Origin of the sequence: Salinivibrio sp. KP-1 (assembly GCF_000968645.1) — a bacterium.
GTDB lineage: Bacteria > Pseudomonadota > Gammaproteobacteria > Enterobacterales > Vibrionaceae > Salinivibrio > Salinivibrio siamensis.
The window spans coordinates 138958-158665 of sequence record NZ_LAQR01000036.1; the positions used below are offsets into that span (position 1 = coordinate 138958).

At 52.2% G+C, this 19708-nt stretch carries 19 protein-coding genes; 14 read left to right on the forward strand and 5 right to left on the reverse strand.

Going from position 1 to position 19708, the window contains the following annotated elements; all coding sequences use genetic code 11:
• Positions 1-112 precede the first annotated feature (112 nt).
• Positions 113-1579: an alkaline phosphatase gene (locus WN56_RS09390; RefSeq protein WP_108743417.1), complete on the forward strand. Its 1467-nt coding sequence runs from the start codon at positions 113-115 to the stop codon at positions 1577-1579.
• Here WN56_RS09390 and WN56_RS09395 read toward each other — a convergent pair.
• From WN56_RS09395 to WN56_RS09405, 3 genes are all read right to left on the reverse strand, one after another.
• Complete coding sequence (locus WN56_RS09395; RefSeq protein WP_046074750.1) at positions 1576-1848, reverse strand: DUF3624 domain-containing protein; 273 nt, start codon at positions 1846-1848, stop codon at positions 1576-1578. The two genes, WN56_RS09390 and WN56_RS09395, sit on opposite strands and share 4 nt — an antisense overlap.
• 161 nt (positions 1849-2009) lie before the next feature.
• Entirely contained in the window at positions 2010-3461 is a 1452-nt protein-coding gene (locus WN56_RS09400) for a dihydrolipoyl dehydrogenase (RefSeq protein WP_046074751.1), read from the reverse strand.
• Positions 3462-3513: 52 nt separating this feature from the next.
• Positions 3514-4245: a glutathione peroxidase gene (locus WN56_RS09405; RefSeq protein WP_046074752.1), complete on the reverse strand. Its 732-nt coding sequence runs from the start codon at positions 4243-4245 to the stop codon at positions 3514-3516.
• Between the two features lie 150 nt (positions 4246-4395).
• Between WN56_RS09405 and oxyR the strand changes: the two genes are divergently transcribed.
• The gene (oxyR, locus tag WN56_RS09410) at positions 4396-5304 is read left to right on the forward strand and encodes a DNA-binding transcriptional regulator OxyR (protein ID WP_046074753.1); all 909 of its coding nucleotides are present in this window, start codon (positions 4396-4398) and stop codon (positions 5302-5304) included.
• 87 nt (positions 5305-5391) lie between these two features.
• Here oxyR and WN56_RS09415 read toward each other — a convergent pair whose 3' ends face one another.
• Positions 5392-7884: a penicillin-binding protein 1A gene (locus WN56_RS09415; protein ID WP_046074754.1), complete on the reverse strand. Its 2493-nt coding sequence runs from the start codon at positions 7882-7884 to the stop codon at positions 5392-5394.
• A gap of 142 nt (positions 7885-8026) precedes the next feature.
• On the opposite strand from WN56_RS09415, the gene pilM reads away from it, so the two are divergent.
• The 9 genes from pilM (at position 8027) to dam (ending at position 16700) form a co-directional block, all read left to right on the forward strand.
• Positions 8027-8941, forward strand: a complete 915-nt coding sequence (gene pilM, locus WN56_RS09420) for a pilus assembly protein PilM (RefSeq protein WP_046074755.1) — start codon at positions 8027-8029, stop codon at positions 8939-8941.
• On the forward strand, positions 8932-9510 hold the full coding sequence (locus WN56_RS09425; RefSeq protein ID WP_052708058.1) for a PilN domain-containing protein: 579 nt from the start codon (positions 8932-8934) through the stop codon (positions 9508-9510). Before pilM ends, WN56_RS09425 begins: the two co-directional genes overlap by 10 nt.
• Positions 9507-10118 (forward strand): type 4a pilus biogenesis protein PilO, encoded by a 612-nt coding sequence (locus WN56_RS09430; protein ID WP_046074757.1) that lies wholly within the window; start codon positions 9507-9509, stop codon positions 10116-10118. The genes WN56_RS09425 and WN56_RS09430 overlap by 4 nt, the downstream gene beginning before the upstream one ends.
• Positions 10115-10627, forward strand: coding sequence for a pilus assembly protein PilP (locus WN56_RS09435; protein ID WP_046074758.1), 513 nt, complete (start codon positions 10115-10117; stop codon positions 10625-10627). The genes WN56_RS09430 and WN56_RS09435 overlap by 4 nt, the downstream gene beginning before the upstream one ends.
• A gap of 13 nt (positions 10628-10640) precedes the next feature.
• A complete protein-coding gene (locus tag WN56_RS09440; RefSeq protein ID WP_046074759.1) occupies positions 10641-12389 on the forward strand; it encodes a type IV pilus secretin PilQ in 1749 nt (582 codons plus the stop codon).
• Positions 12390-12533: 144 nt separating this feature from the next.
• Positions 12534-13052, forward strand: a complete 519-nt coding sequence (aroK, locus tag WN56_RS09445; RefSeq protein WP_025739049.1) for a shikimate kinase AroK — start codon at positions 12534-12536, stop codon at positions 13050-13052.
• Positions 13053-13071: 19 nt separating this feature from the next.
• Positions 13072-14151 carry a 3-dehydroquinate synthase gene (gene aroB / locus WN56_RS09450; RefSeq protein ID WP_046074760.1) on the forward strand — a complete coding sequence of 360 codons (1080 nt, stop codon included), beginning with the start codon at positions 13072-13074 and terminating at the stop codon, positions 14149-14151.
• Between the two features lie 11 nt (positions 14152-14162).
• The gene (locus WN56_RS09455) at positions 14163-15797 is read left to right on the forward strand and encodes an AAA family ATPase (RefSeq protein WP_046074761.1); all 1635 of its coding nucleotides are present in this window, start codon (positions 14163-14165) and stop codon (positions 15795-15797) included.
• Between the two features lie 72 nt (positions 15798-15869).
• On the forward strand, positions 15870-16700 hold the full coding sequence (gene dam, locus WN56_RS09460) for an adenine-specific DNA-methyltransferase (RefSeq protein ID WP_046074762.1): 831 nt from the start codon (positions 15870-15872) through the stop codon (positions 16698-16700).
• Between the two features lie 23 nt (positions 16701-16723).
• Here dam and WN56_RS09465 read toward each other — a convergent pair whose 3' ends face one another.
• Entirely contained in the window at positions 16724-16912 is a 189-nt protein-coding gene (locus tag WN56_RS09465; RefSeq protein ID WP_046074763.1) for a DUF2970 domain-containing protein, read from the reverse strand.
• A gap of 150 nt (positions 16913-17062) precedes the next feature.
• Here WN56_RS09465 and rpe point away from each other — a divergent pair, with 150 nt between their 5' ends.
• Genes rpe through trpS form a run of 3 tightly spaced genes read left to right on the forward strand, consistent with a single transcriptional unit; the run spans position 17063 to position 19526 of the window.
• Positions 17063-17737, forward strand: a complete 675-nt coding sequence (gene rpe, locus WN56_RS09470) for a ribulose-phosphate 3-epimerase (RefSeq protein WP_046074764.1) — start codon at positions 17063-17065, stop codon at positions 17735-17737.
• 10 nt (positions 17738-17747) lie between these two features.
• Positions 17748-18428 (forward strand): phosphoglycolate phosphatase, encoded by a 681-nt coding sequence (locus WN56_RS09475; protein WP_046074765.1) that lies wholly within the window; start codon positions 17748-17750, stop codon positions 18426-18428.
• A gap of 60 nt (positions 18429-18488) precedes the next feature.
• The gene (gene trpS / locus WN56_RS09480) at positions 18489-19526 is read left to right on the forward strand and encodes a tryptophan--tRNA ligase (protein ID WP_046074766.1); all 1038 of its coding nucleotides are present in this window, start codon (positions 18489-18491) and stop codon (positions 19524-19526) included.
• Positions 19527-19708 lie beyond the last annotated feature (182 nt).

Genomic DNA, 19708 nt, shown 5'->3' on the forward strand with positions numbered 1-19708 from the left:
ATTCATCAAAATTAGCTGCTTACAAATTGTTACATTGTACGGTTTGTCACAGAAGCGTCACGCGCAATGACCATCATGCCCGCGTTTTCTCGTTAATAATGGAGATTTTGTGGTGAAGACAATCCTTACGGCCGCGGTGGCCTCAGCCTTATTAGCGGCAACTGCACACGCGGCAGTGCCTCAGCAAAACGATGTCTGGTATCAAGACGCGCAAGCGGCATTGGCGGCCGCTAAAGCTAACCCACCTATCACGGGCAAAGCCAAAAATGTGATCCTCTTTGTCGGCGACGGCATGAGCGTGGGGACAATCACCGCGGCGCGGATTTATCAGGGGCAGCAGCAAGGACAAACCGGTGAGGAAAACCGCCTTGGCATGGAAAGCCTGCCGCATGTTGCGCTAGCCAAAACCTATAACACTGACATGCAAACCCCTGACTCTGCCGGCACCGCGACGGCGATGGTCACTGGGGTGAAAACCAAAGCCGGGATCATCAGTGTTGACGATAACGTTCAGCGTGGTTTTTGCAGCACCGCCAAAGGTAACGAAGCGAAAACCTTATTTGAAATGGCGGGCGAGAAGGGCAAAGCATTAGGGTTAATCTCAACCGCCCGTTTAACCCACGCCACCCCGGCCACTACCTACGCGCACAGTGCGGATCGCAATTGGGAGAACGATAGCAAGTTACCCAACATTGCCAAAAACCAAGGCTGTACCGATATCGCCAGCCAATTTGTCGACTTTGATGCTGGGGAGGGTTTTCAGGTGGCGTTCGGCGGTGGACGGCGTGAATTTATTCCTGCCGATAGCGTCGATCCTGAGGGCAAAAAGGGCAAGCGTAAAGATGGACGCAACCTGATTGAGGCATGGCAAACCCGTCACCCTGATGGTCAATACATTTTCGATAAATCCGGTTTTGATTCCATCGATCCGGCGACCACATCACGCGTGTTTGGTTTGTTTGAAAGTAGCCACATGAAATATGAAGCGGATCGCCGTGAAAGCCAAGATGAGCCGTCATTGGCGGAAATGACCAGCAAGGCGATTGATATGCTCAGCCGCAACCAGGACGGCTATGTGATGATGGTGGAAGCCGGACGTATCGACCATGCTCACCATGCGGGTAACGCTGCGCGAGCGTTAGAAGATACGCTGGCTTACGACGATGCCATCAAAGTGGCCTTAGAGAAAACCAACTCAGAAGACACCCTGATTATTGTCACCGCCGATCATGCCCACACCATGGTGATGAACGGTTATGCGGAGCGGGGCAATCCTATTCTCGGCTTGTCACGTCAAAAAGGGCGCTTGAATCAGGATGATTTTGGTAAAACCTATACCACGATTACTTATGGCAACGGCCCGGGTGCGGTGAAAGGTGAGCGTGAAAACTTGCAAGAAGGGCAGGTGCGTAAGCTGGATTACAAACAGCAATCCTTGATTAAGCTCGGTTCGGAAACCCACTCCGGTGAAGATGTGGCCATCATGGCGCGTGGTCCAATGGCGTGGTTGTTCCAAGGGGCCGTGGAGCAAAACTACATTTTCCACGTGATTAACGAAGCCACGGATCTGGCTGATTAATCGTCTGGTGTGTCTGATGACCCGCGCTCCGGCGCGGGTTTTTTATTGCGCCGAAACGGATAAATCACCACATGCAGGGTGAGTAGCACACTGGCACTGCCGGCGGCGAATAACAATGCAATTGACTCCACTTGCCGTGGCGTGTCGGCATAGCCCCACCACCAGAGTGGCCAAAGTAGCGCGCACATGGCGGCCAGTTGTTTCATACAACGGGTACAGCGTCCCAGTTTTTGTTGCCAAATCGCGGACTGACAGTATTTGCAAGCCATGCGGTGTCTCTTGGTCGGTAATGGCGATAGCTTATTGTGGCGCAGTGGGCCGCCGGATACAAAAAAGCCCTCCAACGAGGAGGGCAAAAGGTAAGCAAGTGCTTGGGGAAGCAACAGGCAGCGCCTGTAAAGCGCCGAGTGTCGGCGAAAAGGGCAGTGGATTAGCAGCCTGGGCCGCAGTCCATGCAGTGTTTGATCATTTCAGGACCGAGTTTGAGCTTGGCATTCACATCCCGCAATGCGGTACGTACCCCCTCCTCAATCACTGGGTGATAGAAGGGCATATCTAGCATTTGCGAAATGGTCATTTGGTTTTGATGTGCCCATGCCAACAAGTGGGCCAAGTGTTCGGCGTTCGGTCCTATCATTTCGGCGCCAAGGAAACGGCCTGTGCCTTGTTCGGCATAAACGTGTAACAAGCCTTTGTTACGCAGCATTACTCGTGAGCGGCCTTGGTTTTCAAACGACACCACGCCGGTTTCGAAGCAGCCACAGGGGCCGAGACGGTCGGTAATCGCTTTGTAGCTTTCGCCCACCATTGCGATTTGTGGGTCGGAGAAAACTGCAGAGAGCTTGCTACGGCGCAATCCGGCACGGATATCTTTGCCGCGTCCGGCGTTGTCACCGGCGATACGCGCTTGGTCAGCCGCTTCGTGCAGCAACGGAATTTGGTTACTGGCGTCACCGGCAATAAAAATGTGTGGTGCCGTGGTTTGCAGGGTGTAACTATCGGCAACTGGCACGCCGCGGGCATCCACTTTGATGCTGGTCGCATCGAGGTTTAGCTTGTCGACATTGGGGCGACGACCGGTGGCGGCAACTACATAGTCGACCCAGCGCAGTTGGCTTTCGCCCTCTTTATCACGATAACGGATTTGTACCTTATCGCCTTCACGCACCATCTCTTCCACCTTGGCATCGGCGTCGAGATAAAACTCCTCGCTAAAGGTTTTATCCGCATATGCCATGATCTCTGGGTCGGTCAGCGGGCCCACTTGGCCGCCGACGCCAAACATGGTCATCTCGACCCCGAGGCGATGCAGCGCTTGTCCGAGCTCTAGGCCAATTACACCCGGGCCAAATACCGCAACTGAGTCAGGTAGATCGTCCCATTCAAAAATATCATCATTGACCACTAAACGATCGCCAAGGTGATCCCAAGCAGACGGCCAGCTTGGGCGCGAACCTGTCGCGATCACGATGCGATCAGCATGGATGGTGGTGTGATCGTCGACCATTAAGGTGTGATCATCCACAAAACGCGCATAGCCGTCGATTTTGTCTTGAGCGGGAATGTCATCGACACTTTCCAGTACAAAGCCGACAAAACGGTCACGCTCGCGTTTCACCCGATCCATCACCTCACGGCCATTAATTTCCGTGGTGCCGCCGGGGTACACACCGAAGCCGGGCGCTTTGTCGATATGATGCGCCGCTTCAGCCGCCGCAATTAACAGTTTGGAAGGCATGCAGCCAACTCGCGCACACGTGGTGCCATAGGGACCGCCTTCAATCATCACCACGTTATCCGTATGTGCTTTGGCTGCGCGATAAGCACCGAGTCCGGCAGTTCCGCCACCAATCACAGCCACATCAACCGTTAATGTTTTCATTGCTTTCTCCTGGGAAAATAACGGGCGGCGAAGAGGCCGCCCAAACAGCGGATTACTGATTTAGATAGGTGTCGAGCTCTTCACTGCCACCGATATGACGGCCACCGATAAATACTTGTGGCACGGTGGCGCGACCGCTCACCGCACGCAAAGAAACCGTGGTGGCGTCTTTACCGAGGATGATTTCTTCAAACTGAAGGCCTTCATCGATCAGGGCTTGTTTGGCCTTGGCACAGAATGGGCAGCCTGGCTTACTAAACACGGTGATCGAGTCTTGCAGTTTGTGCTCAGGGGCGATGTAGCCCAGCATGGTGTCGGCATCAGAGACCTTGAACGGGTCGCCTGGTTCGTTGGGTTCGATAAACATTTTCTCGACCACGCCGTTTTTCACCAGCATGCTGTAGCGCCATGAGCGTTTGCCAAAGCCAAGATCGTTTTTGTCGACCAGCATCCCCATGCCATCAGTGAACTCACCGTTGCCGTCAGGCAGGACATGAATGTTGTCAGCGTCTTGGTCGGCTTTCCATGCATTCATCACAAAGGTATCGTTGACGGATACACAGACAATGTCATCGACGCCGTACTGTTGGAACACCGGATACAGCTCGTTATAGCGTGGCAGGTGCGAGGATGAACAGGTTGGGGTAAATGCACCTGGCAAGCTGAATACAATCACGGTTTTGTTGGCAAAAATGTCATCGGTCGTGACGTCTTTCCATTGATCGCCTTCGCGAGTACGGAAAGTAACTTGTGGTACTGGCTGACCTTCTTTTGTTGCTGTCATGGTGATGTCCTTTTTATTCAAGTATTGATTCAAGTGAATGGGCGAGTGCTTCGCCGCGTTTTGATGGGATCAGTATTACCGATTGCAATTGATAGCTCTAATCGCTTAATGCTATGGTTTTGATAGTTATCCTCTATAGAAGAGACAAAGATGAACATTCGTGACTTGGAGTACTTGGTCGCCTTGGCCGAACATCGACATTTTCGTAAAGCGGCCGAAGCCTGCTTTGTTAGCCAGCCGACCTTAAGCGGGCAAATTCGCAAGTTGGAAGATGAGCTGGGTGTGAGTTTGTTAGAGCGAACCAGCCGTCGTGTGTTGTTCACCGATGCCGGTATGAGGTTAGTACAACAGGCACGTAACGTCTTGCGGGAAGTCACAATTTTGACCGAATTGGCCAGTGAGCAAGGGGAAAGTATGACCGGCCCTTTGCATATCGGTCTGATCCCTACGGTCGGGCCTTACCTGCTGCCTAAAATTATCCCGCTACTGCGTGATCGTTTCCCTGAGCTGGAGCTGTTTATTCACGAAGGACAGACGCAGCAGTTAGTGCAGCAACTGGAAGAGGGCAAACTCGATTGCATCATTTTGGCCTCTGTAGAAGAAACCCAGCATTTAAAAGAGCTCCCACTTTACAGTGAGCCGATGTTGCTCGCGGTCAATGAAAAGCATCGCCTCGCCGATTGTGCCGAGGTGGCGTTAGATGTATTGCAAGGCGAAACCTTGTTAATGCTCGGCGATGGCCATTGCTTACGTGACCAAGCGATGGGTTTTTGCTTTAAAGTGGGCGCGCGCGAAGATCAGCGCTTTCGTGCCACTAGCTTAGAGACCTTGCGCAACATGGTTGCGGCGGGGAGTGGGATCACCTTGTTGCCTCAATTGTCCGTGCCTGCTGATAAGCGAGATGGTGTGGTGTATATTCCGACGACCTCGCCGACGCCGTCGCGACAAATCACCCTCGACTACCGTCCTGGCTCGCCATTACGTGGCCGTTATGAGCAGTTGGCTGACGCCATCCATGAACAAATGACGGCCGTGATGAATGATCGAACTCGTCACTAGAGCGGCGCGTGACGCGTAGATAAAAAGACGCCCGCATCGTGAATGCGGGCGTCTTGATTTTATGCGGCTATTGACGATGTAACAGAGTTAAAACAGCGACTCTGTGCCTGACTCATAAATGTTGCCATCTGATTGCGATGACACATACTCGGTTGGCTCGGTGCCTTTTATAAAGTACTCGAACATCGATGTATGATCGGTTTTTCTGGTTAACAGCCCTGTTTCGCGGTCAATGCGCACTTTGACGATCCCCGGTGGCACGGTTTTATTCTGCTCAGGTACGTCCGCGAGTGCATGCTGCATAAAATCAATCCATGCTGGCTCCGCCGTTTTGGCCCCCGACTCCGCGCCGCGGATAGGCTGACGCTCGTCGCCTAAGTTTGCATTACGGGTCGTGCGACCCAGTTTACGGGAGTGATCATCAAAGCCCACCCACACAGTGGTCACAATCCCTGGGCCATAGCCGGTGTACCAGGTATCTTTGGAGTCATTGGTGGTCCCCGTTTTTCCGCCGATATCGCGTCGCTTGAGCGCTTGTGCGCGCCAGCCCGTGCCATTCCAGCCTGTCCCGTAGCGCCAATCACCGCCACCCCAGATGTTGCTTTGCATCATTTCACGTACCAAAAATGCATTTTGCTCATCAATGACTTGTTTAGCATGACGCTGTGTGGTGGTGTCGTCGTTCTCTAGCAAATTCTGCTCATTAAACGGATCGGCCTGTTCTGCTTTTTGTTCGCAGTTATCACAAATGATGGGTGGATTGGCGCGATATATTTCCTCGCCAAAGGGGGTTTCGACCCGATCAATGATAAAGGGCTCCATAAAATAGCCACCATTGGCAAACACGCTAAAGCCCTGTGCCATTTCAACCGGCGTCAAGCTTCCCGCACCAAGCGCAATGGCTTCTGCACGCGGTAAATCATCTCGTTTAAAGCCAAAGCGGGTGAGGTAATCGAGAGCGTCATCCAATCCCACCCGACGCAGGACACGTACGGCCATGACGTTTTTCGACTGTGCCAGACCAAGTCTCGCCCGCAGTGGCCCTTCATAACGTGGTGGCGAGTTTTTCGGCCGCCATGCCACGCCTTGACTGCGATCCCAGCGATTAATGGGGGCGTCGTTAATCAGGGTGGCGAGTGTCATGCCCTCATTCACTGCCGCGGAATAAATAAACGGCTTGATGCTCGAGCCCACCTGACGTACTGACTGTGTGGCACGGTTAAATTTGCTATGGACAAAATTAAATCCGCCCACCAGTGCTTTGATTGCTCCGGTTGAGGGGGACATGGAAACCAGTGCGGTATTGGTCGTCGGGACTTGGGCTAAATGCCAGCTGTTATCCACTTGGCGAATAAACACTTGTTGGCCACTGGCAAGGAATTCATCAGCGCGTTGAGGGGCCGGACCTTGACGGCTATCGGTGATATAAGGGCGCGCCCAGTCAAGTCCCTCCCAAGGCAGTTCGATTTCACGGCCATTGGGTCCGACAACCTGCGCCGATTTAGCTTGGACATCAATCACGACGGCGGGCTCTAGCGGGCCGTAGCTGGGTTGCTTGGCCAAGTGATCAACGATGCGCTGGTGTTGCCAACGTTGGCTAGGGGCTTGCCATAGCGTGGCAACTGGCCCACGGAACCCATGGCGACGGTCGTAGGCGAGAACGTTTTCTACTGCCGCCTCATTTGCGGCGCGTTGCATATCGGCATCGACGCTGGTGAAAATACGCACCCCCGAGGTATAAGCGTCTTCGCCAAACTGCTCAACGGCCCATGCGCGTGCCATTTCTGCTACATAGGGTGCGGACAGTTCAATTTCAGCCCCATGATAGCGGGCTACGATCGGCTCGTTCTTCGCTTGTTGGTACTCGGCGTTGGAAATATATCCCTCTTTAAGCATGCGCCCCAGCACCACATTCCGGCGATCGGTGGCGCGCGACAGCGAATACAAAGGGTTCATGGTGGAGGGCGCTTTGGGTAATCCGACAATCACCGCCATCTCACTCAAGGTCAGTTGATCGAGGGTTTTGCCAAAGTACACCTGGGCAGCAGCGCCAACCCCGTAAGCACGATAGCCTAAGAATACTTTGTTGAAATAGAGTTCAAGGATCTCTTCTTTGTTCAACAGCTGTTCGATATGCACGGCGATAAAAATTTCTTTTATCTTGCGCATAATGCGTTTTTCGTTAGAGAGGAAGAAGTTCCTTGCCAGCTGCTGCGTGATAGTACTGGCCCCTTGCTTGGCCGTACCTGACATCGCCACCACCACCGCGGCGCGGACAATGCCGATAGGGTCAATCCCTGGGTGTTGGTAAAAGCGACTGTCTTCTGTGGCAATCAATGCATCAATCATAGGCTGAGGGATGTCCTCGAGCATGACTGGGATGCGACGCTTTTCACCGAACTGGGAGATCAACTCACCATCGGCGCTATAGACCTGCATCGGAGTCTGCAGTTCGACACTTTTTAGTGTCGCTACATCGGGGAGGTCAGGTTTTACATACAGGTAAAACCCAAAGATTGTAGTGACTCCAAGCACTGTGCAAACCAGTGCAAAGATAAGCAAACGCTTTATGAACTTCACCTGAGATTTCCCGTTCTGTTGCCGTTGAGCCGTTCAATAATCATACGTGAGTAGTATAAAGGCACCAGCATTAAAAATAACCCGTGATGAGGCCAGTTTTGTAAATACTGACTTCACGCTGACGTTGGGAGCCTAACACGAAATGATGCGAAGTTCGGCAGTTTTAGGTATCGATATCGGCCGAGATATCATTCACGCCATTGTGGTTCGTGCACATCGACAAGGTATTCAGGTGGCAGGCCATCATCGGGTACCGTATCGCGCGACTGACGATCTCTGTGTCCCGCTTACCGAGATAAAAAAACGATTACTCGCGTGTTTACCTTGGTATCAGCGTCTACACATCTCTGTGGTGGTGGGGGTCGATGAAGAGGCTGTGATCACCAAGCAAATGACGGCGCCACTGATTGACGACGAGATTGAGCAAGAAGCTTTGATCGGCCAAAAGCTGAGTGCCGCCCTCAATATGGACATGGATACATTATATTACGACTTTGCGGTTATGAGCGGCGTGACTGTTCAGCCGGGACAAGTCTGTTATCAAGTGGTGGCATGCCGGCGTCATGCGCTCACTCCGGCCCTAGACGCGCTCAAGCGGGTCGGGTTATCGCCTACGGTGGCAGACATCAACAGCCAAGCGTTAGTCGGCGTTTATCAAGCACTCCGCCCTGTTGCGCAGGCAAACCACTGGCCATTGTGGCTGCACTATCACAGCGGCTTGCTGACTGCGATTCGTCTTTATCCTGATGGGCAAGTTTATCAGCATCGCTGCCGTTTGGGGGAGGGAGAGCGCTATGAACACCGCGAGTCAGCGGCCAACGCCTTGGTGCAGCAGCACTTTGATCAGGCTTGTCATCGAGCGCGTGAGCATAATCGACTCTTGCCCCTGAGCACGGTTTGGATTAGCGGCGCTTGGCCGGCCACGCTAGCGTCTGAGCACCTTACCATCATGCGATTCAATCCAGTGGCGATGTTGGATCAAACGGCGCCGAACATCAGCGATGATGCGTCTATTGCCTTGGGGTTAGCGCTGCGGGGAGAATATTCATGCGTATAAATCTACTCCCTTGGCGAGAAAAAGCGCGCCGCGCGCAGCGTCAAACGTTTATGGTCCATAGTGGTTTGGTACTGCTGGGTGTGGTGTTAATGGTCAGTGCCGTGAACGCGGTCCAGCAGCACTGGCTGACTGAGCAGCAGGCACGTAATCAACGCTTAACCGCAGGGGTGAACGATTTTCGTGCCACCTTACAAGCTTTTAAGCGCGAAGATAAAAAGCGTGCCGCGCTGCAATCGCGCTTACAACTGGTCAACGCGTTACAGCAACAGCGCAACAATGTCACTGCATTGCTGAATTTCATTCCAACCGTGATGCCTGAAGGGGCGTATTTGAGTCGTTTGGCGCAGCAGAAGGGGCGTGTCACGGTCGAAGGCTGGGTCACATCCAATGCGGAGATGGCAAGTCTATTGGCAGCGTTAGAGCAAAGTGCGTTAGCCACCGACGTTGATATTGACACTGTGATCACCGAATCAGGATCGCAACGCGCCAACAAACGCTTCACGTTAAGCTTCCGCTTGACCGACTACGTCACACCGCAACTCCCTAAGCCCAAAGGCGTGCAGTCATGATTAGCGCCTTTGCATGGGATTGGCAAAAACTCCCCAGTGCGCCACTCGCCACCCGCGCCATTGTTTGGGCGGTGGGCGCGATCGCGCTATCGATGCTCGCAGCTTTGCTGATTTTGCAGCCCAACCAAGAGGCGCTGGAGGCAGCGACTCAGCGCGAAGCACAACTTAAAGCCGAGTATCGGTTGTTGGCCAATCGCGTCGCCGCTCTGCCCGATGTGGAGGCACAAATGCGCGCGTTAAATCAGCAATATGCCACCTTGATTGCCCAACTGCCGGAAGAAGAAGAGCTTTCGGGATTACTCGCCGGGGTTAATGAAGTTGGGATCCGTCATCAGTTAGGTTTCAACACACTGAAGTGGCAGCCAAGAAAGCATGGTAGTTGGCTCGATGCGATCCCGATGACGGTTGTCTTGACCGGGGATTATGCCTCTATTGGTGCATTTAGCGCGGATATTGCCGCCATGACTCGCTTGGTGTCGCTGCAAGATTTTGTCTTAACCCGTACTGAGGACGATGACATTCATGCGCCCCTGCAGCTGTCGGTGTCGGCGACCACATATCGCTATACCGGTGAAGGTATTGCCACTGATAAGGAGTTCGTACAGTGAAGCGTCTTTTGGTGTTGTTATTTGGGTTGAGCTTGGTGGGCTGTGATAGATACCACAGTGATATCGAACAGTTTATGCAACAAACTCAAGCCAGTGCGCAAGTCAATGCGACCCGCATCCCCCCTTCGCCGAATTACCAATCGATAGCCTTTGTCACCGATCAGCGGGATCCCTTTGTGCTACCCGCAATCAATGTTGGTGGACAGGCTTCAACGGGCGACTGTTGGCAGCCCAATTTACAACGGCCTTTAGAGCCGCTTGAGCAATTTCCACTGGCAAGCCTTGCCATGAAAGGCAGCTTAACCAAAGGCGCACAGCAACAAGCCTTAATTGCCCGTCCTGATGGCACCATCACTCAAGTCAGTGAAGGTGCGCATTTAGGCGAAAACCGTGGCCGTGTAGTGGCCGTGAATGCAAATCAGATCGCGATTGAAGAAGCCCTGCCGGATGGGTTGGGGTGTTGGCAGCTTCGCACTGTCACCTTGTCGATGGAAGCAACTTTGCCGTAGTTAGGATACCAATATGATAATACGCCCTTACCTTTCCCGCACGTTTACGCCAAGCGTTCGCTCAGTCTGGCTCATACTACTGACACTGATACTAAGCGTTGGCTCGGCGCAGGTTGCCGCAAAGAGTACGCTGACCGATATCGCGGTGAAGCGCCTCGACAATGGTGATGCTAGCGTCTCGCTGACGTTTTCTGACGCCGCGGTAGCGGCTGACTTTCGCCAACCGACGCCTCAGCAAGTCACGTTACGCCTACCGAACGTGCAGCTTAAACCGGCACTGCTGGCGGTCCTCGATACTCGCCGTCGTCAGACGCCCGTGACTGAGATTGAAACCTTTCAGGCACCTGAGCGTGCCCGCATCGTACTGCGTGCTGAGCAGGCTGTGGATTTTGATTATCAGCAGCAAGGAAAAGTATTGACCATCCGCGTGTCTGCGGCTAGAAAAGCGCCTTCCGCGACCGTCTTAGCGCAAAAAGGGGCGGCGATCTCGATTAACTTTCAAGACATTCCCGTCCGTACCGTGCTGCAACTGATTGCCGAGCAGAATGATTTTAACCTGGTGACCTCGGACTCGGTGCAAGGCAATATCACCATGCGCATTGATGGTGTGCCTTGGCAAGATGTATTGGATGTGATTTTGCGCGTAAAGGGGCTGGATAAACGCCAACGGGGGCAAGTGATGCTCGTTGCCCCTCGCCGAGAGCTCATGGCACAAGAAAAGCAAGCGCTCGAAATGCGTCAGCAAGCGGACGCCTTACTGCCACTGAGCTCAGAAGTGCTCACGGTGAACTATGCCAAAGCGAGCGATATCGCCGCACTGATTAAAGGACAAGGCGAAGGGGTCAGTTTACTGTCGCCCAGAGGGGCGGTATCGCTTGATGAGCGAACCAATGCGTTGATCATTAAAGATAATCAAAAGAATCTAGCCCGCATTCGCACCTTGGTTCGTCACTTGGATGTGCCCGTTAAGCAAGTCGAAATTGAGGCACGTATTGTGACGGTCGAGCAAGGTTCAGTGGACGAATTAGGCGTGCGTTGGGGGCTGTTGAATCGAAATGGCTCAACCACGGTTGGCCCGTCTGTGGAAGGTAACTTGATGTGGGATAGCAATGTCACCGGGCAAGGACCTGAAAGTTTAAACGATGCGGCGACAGACGGCGCAAATATTGGCGACTTCCTCAGCGTGAACCTGGCCGCTGCTAACCCCTCGGCCTCAAGCATGGCCTTGCAAGTGGCGAAGCTTGGCAATGATCTTCTGCTCGACTTGGAGCTGTCTGCGCTTGAAAGCGAAAGGAAAGCAGAAGTGGTATCGAGCCCCCGACTTATCACCACCAATAAAAAAGCGGCCTATATTGAACAAGGGACTGAGCTACCTTACCTTGAGGCGTCTTCAAGTGGTGCGGTGGCGGTGTCTTTTAAAAAAGCAGTGCTGAGTTTATCGGTGACCCCACAAATCACGCCCAACAATACGCTGGTTTTGGATTTAAAATTAACCCAAGACATGCCCGAAAAAGCCGTGGTGGCCGGGAAAGGCGAAGCGATGTCGATCAGTACCAAGCGCATTAATACCCAAGTGCTGGCGGAAAATGGTGAAACCGTGGTCTTAGGGGGGATCTTTCAGCAAACCATGATCAATAAAGAGACCCAAGTGCCGCTGCTGGGGGATATTCCCTTGGTTGGCAACCTGTTCAAGCACCAATTAAAAGACCATGCAAAACGCGAACTTCTGATCTTTGTGACCCCTAAAATCGTCACAGACTAGGTTAGGTGTTGCCAAAGGGGTCACTGTCCTGAGATAATTTTTAATCTGATCACGAAATATCTGTGAGGAATTGGCGCCTCGGGCTTTTTTCATTAAGCCTGCGGGCGGTGTTGTCTTATTTAACCGCGCGTAAAATTGCTTAAAATGGCTGAAAAACGAAACATCTTTTTGGTAGGCCCTATGGGGGCTGGTAAAAGCACAATTGGTCGTCATCTCGCTCAGCAACTTCATATGGAATTCTATGATTCTGATTCAGTGATTGAAGATCGTACTGGAGCAGACATTGCATGGGTATTTGACGTTGAGGGTGAAGAAGGTTTCCGTAAACGCGAAGAAAACGTGATAAACGACCTCACTGAAGAGCAAGGTATCGTTCTCGCGACTGGCGGTGGCTCGATCATGAGCAAAGAAAGCCGCAACCGTCTCTCTGCTCGTGGTGTTGTGGTGTATTTAGAAACCACCATCGAGAAGCAGCTGGCACGCACCCAACGCGATAAGAAACGACCATTATTACAAACTGACCAACCACGTGAAGTGCTTGAGTCGTTAGCGGAAGAGCGTAATCCTCTTTATCAAGAAATTGCTGATTATGTTGTACGTACTGACGATCAAAGTGCCAAAGTGGTGGCCAATCAAATCATGGCTCTGTTAGAGCAGCAATAACCAAACACAGGACCCGACCATGGAACGGATAGACGTTAACCTAGGGGCACGTAGCTACCCTATCTCGATCGGTGAAGGGCTGTTAGCTGATGCTAGCCTATTTGGGAGCGTCCATTCGCGTCGGGTTGCTGTCATCAGCAACGAGACAGTGATGCCGTTATACGGCGACGCACTGGTCTCAACCTTAAAACAGGCAGGCGCGGCGGATGTCGCTCGCTTGAGCCTACCCGATGGTGAGGCTTACAAGTCTTTAGAGATATTTAACACCATTAACACCTTCCTATTAGAAAACAATTACAACCGTGATGTGGTACTTGTTGCACTGGGCGGCGGCGTGATTGGTGACATCGTTGGCTTTGCCAGCGCCTGTTATCAGCGCGGGGTAGACTTTATCCAAGTGCCCACCACATTACTGGCGCAGGTGGACTCGTCGGTTGGTGGCAAAACCGCCATTAATCATCCACTGGGTAAAAACATGATTGGGGCTTTCTATCAGCCTCAAGCGGTCGTGATTGATACGCAGGTGCTTAGCTCTTTACCGCGTCGTGAATTTGCCGCGGGCATGGCCGAAGTGATTAAGTATGGCATTATTGCCGACGCGCCTTTCTTTGATTGGCTCGATAGCGAAATGGCTGCACTGACAGCGCTCTCGCCGGATGCGCTACGTTATGCGATTCGCCGCTGTTGCCAGATAAAAGCCGATGTGGTCGCACAAGATGAAACCGAGGCGGGTGTCCGTGCACTCTTAAACTTGGGTCATACGTTTGGCCATGCCATTGAGGCAGAAATGGGATACGGCAACTGGCTGCACGGTGAAGCGGTCTCAGCAGGGACGGTGTTGGCGGCTAAAACGGCACAGCAACACGGTCTGATTGAGCCAAAAACTGTGTCACGCATCACTGCCTTGCTGGAAAGTGCTGATCTTCCCATACAGGCACCCAGTGAGATGAACTACGATGCTTTTATTAAGCACATGATGCGTGATAAAAAAGTGCTTTCAGGACAGTTGCGCCTGGTTTTGCCGACAGCGATAGGCCAGGCTCAAGTGGTTGCAGATGTGCCCCATCAGTGTATTGCTGATGTGATTGATGCCGGTTAACCATTGAATGCATGACAGACACTTTTGATACCTTAACCTTGGATCTGGAAAGCCAAACCCAGCTCCTTTCTCGACTGCAATTTATTACCCGCTTTAGTGCCAACTTGATCCAAGTGACTGGGCCTGAGGGGGCGGGTAAAACCTGGCTCAGTGAGCGCTATATGGAGCAGTGGGCAGATGCCCATGTTCATGCATTATTGGCGTGCCACACCGCTCAGAGCGATGCACAGCGCCGCGCTATCTTGCTGCGGCAAATTGTTAAAGATGGGGTGTTTAACGAAGCCGACCCGCTCATTGATAGTCTCACCATGATGCTCGATGGTGGTGGGTGTGATGCCTTATTGGTGATTGATGATGCGCATCGTTTGACCCCCGGCTTGTTGTCAGAGTTGTGGGCCTTGGTACAGCACGCCCAGCACCAAGCCAATTGGCGTATCAACGTGGTGCTTTTCTCGCTACCTGGAAAGTTGAACAAGTGGCTAGGCCAGGTGTCTTACGGGCACGAGCAAAAACCCCTGGAGCTCGAAATCTCTCCCCTCAACGAGGGAGAAGCTGAGATGTTTATTGATGTGCTGGCGGTCACCCAGCGCATCGGTGGCGAGAAAAAGAAACAGTGGTTAGCCAAACTTGCCAATCAAACCGTTTACCCCGGCACCATTATGGGAAAGGACAATCAGGAGACAGGCGCTGTGAGTAAAGATAAGAAAAAGCCCGCTAAAAACAACAAACCCTTCTTAATGCTGCTCCTTGCGGTGGTATTGATGATCGTCGGCGCGGGGGTGATTTGGTGGGTATTTCCAAGCCAGCAAGGTGACGCTGCGTCAGAAGCGGTGCTTCCTGAAGGGCTCAAGAATTTAGATGATTTGCTCAGTGAACAAGAGGAGCAAGCGATCACTGATCCGCAAACCGCGACCCAAACAGGCACACAACCTAGTGCGTCTAACGCGGATGCGGGGAGCGAGACGATGACGTCGCCATCAGCCGATAATGGTGCGGTAACGGAAGATCAGGCGACCCTACCAGACGATATTAATGGTGAAGGGCTGACTGTTGGGCGCAGTGATGAAGGGCAGCGTGTTGTGGTGCCCGATGATGTGGTCGATGCGATTATTGACGAACAAGATGCTGGAGGAGACGGCACTGACGCCGTTGATGAGCCATTAGCCAGCGAAATCAGTGAGGCGGTGCCTGCGCCTGCGGCACCACAAACCGCTGCGGATGACGTCGCGAATGCGGGTCAAACAACCGATGAGGGCGCAACGGCATCGGCTACAAATGCCGATTCAGGCAATCGCAGCCAAGACACTCTTAGCCAAAATGAGAGTGGGCTAAATGGGTTGCCTTTAGCGCCACAAGCTTTGCTCAATATCCCTGCCCAGCGTTATGCCCTGCAATTGGCCGCCCTGCAATCTCGGCAAGATGCGGTTGCCTTGATTGAGGATTATCAATTGGCTGATCGCGTGCAGGTGTACCAAACGCAGCGCAATAATGCGACTTGGTATATGGTGCTATTGGGTGACTATGCCAGTGTGACTGAGGCTCGTCGTGCTGAACTAAACTTGGCGGATAATGTCCGTTCACTGCAGCCTTTTGTGAAATCATTCAGTCAGATCCATCGCGAAATTAACCGAGCAAATGGCCAGTAAAATCCGCTGATTGATGAAGCAAAATAGGGTACAATCCGCCCCTTTTCAGACCGCAGAGATAGACTAGGGGCAATGAGAAAGCATCGCGCGTTTCTAAAGTGGGCGGGAGGTAAGTACTCACTGGTCGATGACATTCGTCGTCATCTTCCTGAGGGGAACACGCTGATAGAGCCCTTTGTTGGCGCCGGATCGGTGTTTCTCAATACCGATTATGACCACTATATCTTGGCGGACATCAATCCCGATCTGATCAACTTATACAACATTATCAAGCAAACCCCGATGCGGTTTGTGGCTGATGCGCGCGCGTTTTTTTGCCAAGAGTACAACCAAAAAGAGCGTTATTTGGATGTGCGTCGTGAGTTTAATCTCACCACGGATCCCTACTTACGCTCGTTGTTTTTCCTCTATATGAATCGTCACGGCTTCAATGGCTTGTGTCGTTACAATAAAAAGGGTGGCTTTAATGTGCCCTTTGGCTCCTACAAAAAACCTTACTTTCCGGAAAAAGAGCTCGCGGTTTTTGCCGAAAAAGCGCAACGGGCAGAGTTTGTTTGTGAAGGGTATGCGGAAAGCTTTGCCCGCGCCAAGTTAGGCGACGTGATTTACTGTGATCCGCCCTATGCGCCGCTTACCGCCACGGCGAACTTTACCACCTATGCTACCAATGGCTTTACGCTGGACGATCAAGCCTTACTGGCCGAACACGCTGAACAGGCCTCTGTCAGCCAAGGGATCCCGGTTCTTATCTCCAACCATGATACGCCTTACACGCGTCGGCTATACCGTGGCGCGTCGTTTAACGTGGTGAAAGTCAAGCGTACCATTAGCCGTAATGGACAAGGCCGGAATAAAGTGGACGAGCTACTGGCACTGTTCGACCCGCCATCGCCTACTCTGTGATGCTTCTCATCCGTCTTGGGCCATTAGGTCAACACACTGACTAACGCCAGCAAGGCAGCGACAAAGATCCCAATCATCACCACACCGGTGATGATATACGCCGCCGGCGAATCATGGCCAAAATCTCGTTCGCGATTTTGTTGCGATTGGACGCCAAACAATGCAGCGATGACGCTCTTCATAACGTCAGTGAGTCTAGGTTTGCTGTCCATGATGCCTCCTTTTTTGGCGCCTCTGTTTACTCTAGTCAAGCCACGATAACTTGTCAGTGTTAGCGAGGAGAAAACCGTGAACGGGTAAGACTTCGTGGCCAAAATCGGGTAGAATTGCGGCAACTTTTTGGTAACTGAGGCGACCGTGCTATGAAGGATTTTTTGATCGCGCCATCGATTTTATCTGCTGATTTTGCGCGACTGGGTGAAGAAGTGGACAAGGTGCTCGCCGCGGGGGCGGACGTGGTCCATTTTGATGTGATGGATAATCATTATGTCCCCAATCTCACCTTTGGTGCCCCGGTTTGTCAGGCGTTACGTGACTATGGCATTACCGCCCCCATTGATGTCCACTTGATGGTTAAACCCGTCGACAGGATTATTCCTGATTTTGCCAAAGCGGGCGCCAGCATGGTCACCTTTCATGCAGAAGCCAGTGAGCACATTGATCGTACCTTGCAGTTGATTAAAGAGCATGACATGCAAGCGGGCTTAGTCTTTAACCCGGGCACGCCGTTGCATTATCTCGATTACGTGATGGATAAGCTGGATATGATCTTGCTGATGTCGGTCAACCCAGGCTTTGGGGGGCAGTCGTTCATTCCCACCACGCTTGATAAACTCCGAGCCGTTCGACAGCGTATTGATGCCAGCGGTCGAGACATCCGTCTCGAAATCGATGGTGGCGTAAAAGCGAACAACATTGCTGAGGTTGCTGAGGCAGGCGCAGATATGTTTGTGGCGGGCTCCGCCATTTTTGGTCAGCCAGATTACAAGGCCGCCATTGATGAAATGCGTGCCGAACTGGCAAAAGTAGAAAGGTAGTTGAAGTAGTATGAGCCTGCGTTATATTGCATTTGATTTAGACGGCACCTTAGTCGATAGCGTGCCAGATTTGACCCAAGCGCTGCAGATGATGTTAGCCGATTTGGACAGACCCACAGTGAGCGTTGCGGAGGTCACCGGCTGGATTGGTAATGGTGCCGATATCATGATTCGTCGTGCATTATCGCGTGCGCATAATCACGATCCCGATTTAGACCCAGCCTTGGTGGCGCAAGCCAGAGAGCGCTTCAATTTCCATTATGAAAACAATGGGCATGAAAAGACGGTGCTGTACCCTGGGGTGAAAGACACCTTGAATCACTTACACCAGCAAGGCTATCAACTGGGGGTTGTCACCAATAAGCCCTACGCCTTTGTGCCGGCCATTTTAGCTGATTTAGGCCTGGCCGAATTATTTATCGATGTGATCGGTGGCGATAGTTTGTCGACCAGCAAGCCCGATCCTGAAGGCCTACACCTGCTGCGCGACAAGCACGGATTAACCAATGCCCAGATGTTGATGGTCGGTGATTCAAAAAATGATATTTTGGCGGCCCAGAATGCCGGATTCGCCTCCGTCGGCCTGACCTATGGCTACAACTATGGTGAGCCCATCAGTGATAGCCGACCTACCTATATCTTGGACAACTTTAGTGAGTTAGTTTCTGTGGTTGCCAACCACCCCGTATAACGCGTTTAATAAGTCAATAAGACCGCCCCCACGGGCAATATGTAAAGGAATCAAATCATCATGAGTCAACCTTCAAAACCCATTGTATTGAGTGGTGTGCAACCCTCTGGCGAGCTGAGTATTGGTAACTATCTGGGCGCGTTGCGTCAGTGGGAACAGATGCAAGATGATTATGACTGCCAATATTGCGTGGTGGATTTACATGCGATCACCGTCCACCAGGATGCTGACGCGTTACGCGAAGCCACGCTTGATGCCTTAGCGCTTTGCTTGGCGGTGGGGGTGAGCCCAGAAAAAAGTAACCTGTTTGTGCAGTCACACGTGCCTGAACACGCGCAACTGAGTTGGGTACTTAACTGTTACACCCAAATGGGTGAGTTAAACCGGATGACCCAGTTCAAAGACAAGTCGCAGCGTCATGCTGAGAACATTAATGCGGGGCTGTTTGGCTATCCGGTGTTAATGGCAGCAGATATCTTGTTGTATCAAACTAACCAGGTGCCCGTTGGTCATGACCAAAAGCAACACCTGGAGTTGGCGCGTGATGTGGCGACCCGCTTTAACAACCGTTATGGCGATGTATTTGTGCTCCCAGAGCCCTACACGCCTGATGTCAATGCGCGGGTCATGAGCCTACAAGATCCGACCAAAAAAATGTCTAAATCGGACGATAATCGCAACAATGTGATTGGTTTGCTGGAAGACCCTAAAGTGATCGCGAAAAAGATTAAACGTGCGGTGACTGACTCCGAAGAGCCACCACGGGTGCGTTTCGATATTGCGCAAAAGCCAGGGGTGTCTAATCTGCTTGGATTATTGTCGGGCGCCACGGGTGAGTCGATTGACGCGCTCGAGCAAGCCTACGAGGGCAAAATGTACGGGCATTTGAAAAAGGATACCGCAGACGCGGTGGTCGCTATGCTTGAGCCGTTGCAAGCGCGTTATCACGAGTACCGTGCCGATCGCGCATTGCTTGATAGTGTGATGCAAAAAGGGGCAGCCCATGCTTCGGTGCGCGCGCAAGAGACATTGCGCAAAGTCTATGACGCAGTGGGCTTTGTACCATCCCGTCGTCGTCTCATGGAACAAAATATATAATTAGTCGATAATTTTTGTGAGCACGTGAATTTAATAGTACAAAAAAGCAGCGGGTGAAAGCTCGCTGCTTTTTTTTAACATAACTGAACCAGCTTCTCACTTCTAATTACTTCATCAATAATCGCTGATTCCGGTGCGATTCATATCACGTCATATCCTGTACCTATCATGAATAATACACT

Excerpts from the sequence above, each read along its gene's own strand:
- WN56_RS09395 (WP_046074750.1), bottom strand. The coding sequence starts at position 1,848 with ATGGCTTGCAAATACTGTCAGTCCGCGATTTGGCAACAAAAACTGGGA.
- WN56_RS09400 (WP_046074751.1), bottom strand. The coding sequence starts at position 3,461 with ATGAAAACATTAACGGTTGATGTGGCTGTGATTGGTGGCGGAACTGCC.
- WN56_RS09405 (WP_046074752.1), bottom strand. The coding sequence starts at position 4,245 with ATGACAGCAACAAAAGAAGGTCAGCCAGTACCACAAGTTACTTTCCGT.
- oxyR (WP_046074753.1), top strand. The coding sequence starts at position 4,396 with ATGAACATTCGTGACTTGGAGTACTTGGTCGCCTTGGCCGAACATCGA.
- pilM (WP_046074755.1), top strand. The coding sequence starts at position 8,027 with ATGATGCGAAGTTCGGCAGTTTTAGGTATCGATATCGGCCGAGATATC.
- WN56_RS09425 (WP_052708058.1), top strand. The coding sequence starts at position 8,932 with ATGCGTATAAATCTACTCCCTTGGCGAGAAAAAGCGCGCCGCGCGCAG.
- WN56_RS09430 (WP_046074757.1), top strand. The coding sequence starts at position 9,507 with ATGATTAGCGCCTTTGCATGGGATTGGCAAAAACTCCCCAGTGCGCCA.
- WN56_RS09440 (WP_046074759.1), top strand. The coding sequence starts at position 10,641 with ATGATAATACGCCCTTACCTTTCCCGCACGTTTACGCCAAGCGTTCGC.
- aroK (WP_025739049.1), top strand. The coding sequence starts at position 12,534 with ATGGCTGAAAAACGAAACATCTTTTTGGTAGGCCCTATGGGGGCTGGT.
- aroB (WP_046074760.1), top strand. The coding sequence starts at position 13,072 with ATGGAACGGATAGACGTTAACCTAGGGGCACGTAGCTACCCTATCTCG.
- WN56_RS09455 (WP_046074761.1), top strand. The coding sequence starts at position 14,163 with ATGACAGACACTTTTGATACCTTAACCTTGGATCTGGAAAGCCAAACC.
- dam (WP_046074762.1), top strand. The coding sequence starts at position 15,870 with ATGAGAAAGCATCGCGCGTTTCTAAAGTGGGCGGGAGGTAAGTACTCA.
- WN56_RS09465 (WP_046074763.1), bottom strand. The coding sequence starts at position 16,912 with ATGGACAGCAAACCTAGACTCACTGACGTTATGAAGAGCGTCATCGCT.
- rpe (WP_046074764.1), top strand. The coding sequence starts at position 17,063 with ATGAAGGATTTTTTGATCGCGCCATCGATTTTATCTGCTGATTTTGCG.
- WN56_RS09475 (WP_046074765.1), top strand. The coding sequence starts at position 17,748 with ATGAGCCTGCGTTATATTGCATTTGATTTAGACGGCACCTTAGTCGAT.
- trpS (WP_046074766.1), top strand. The coding sequence starts at position 18,489 with ATGAGTCAACCTTCAAAACCCATTGTATTGAGTGGTGTGCAACCCTCT.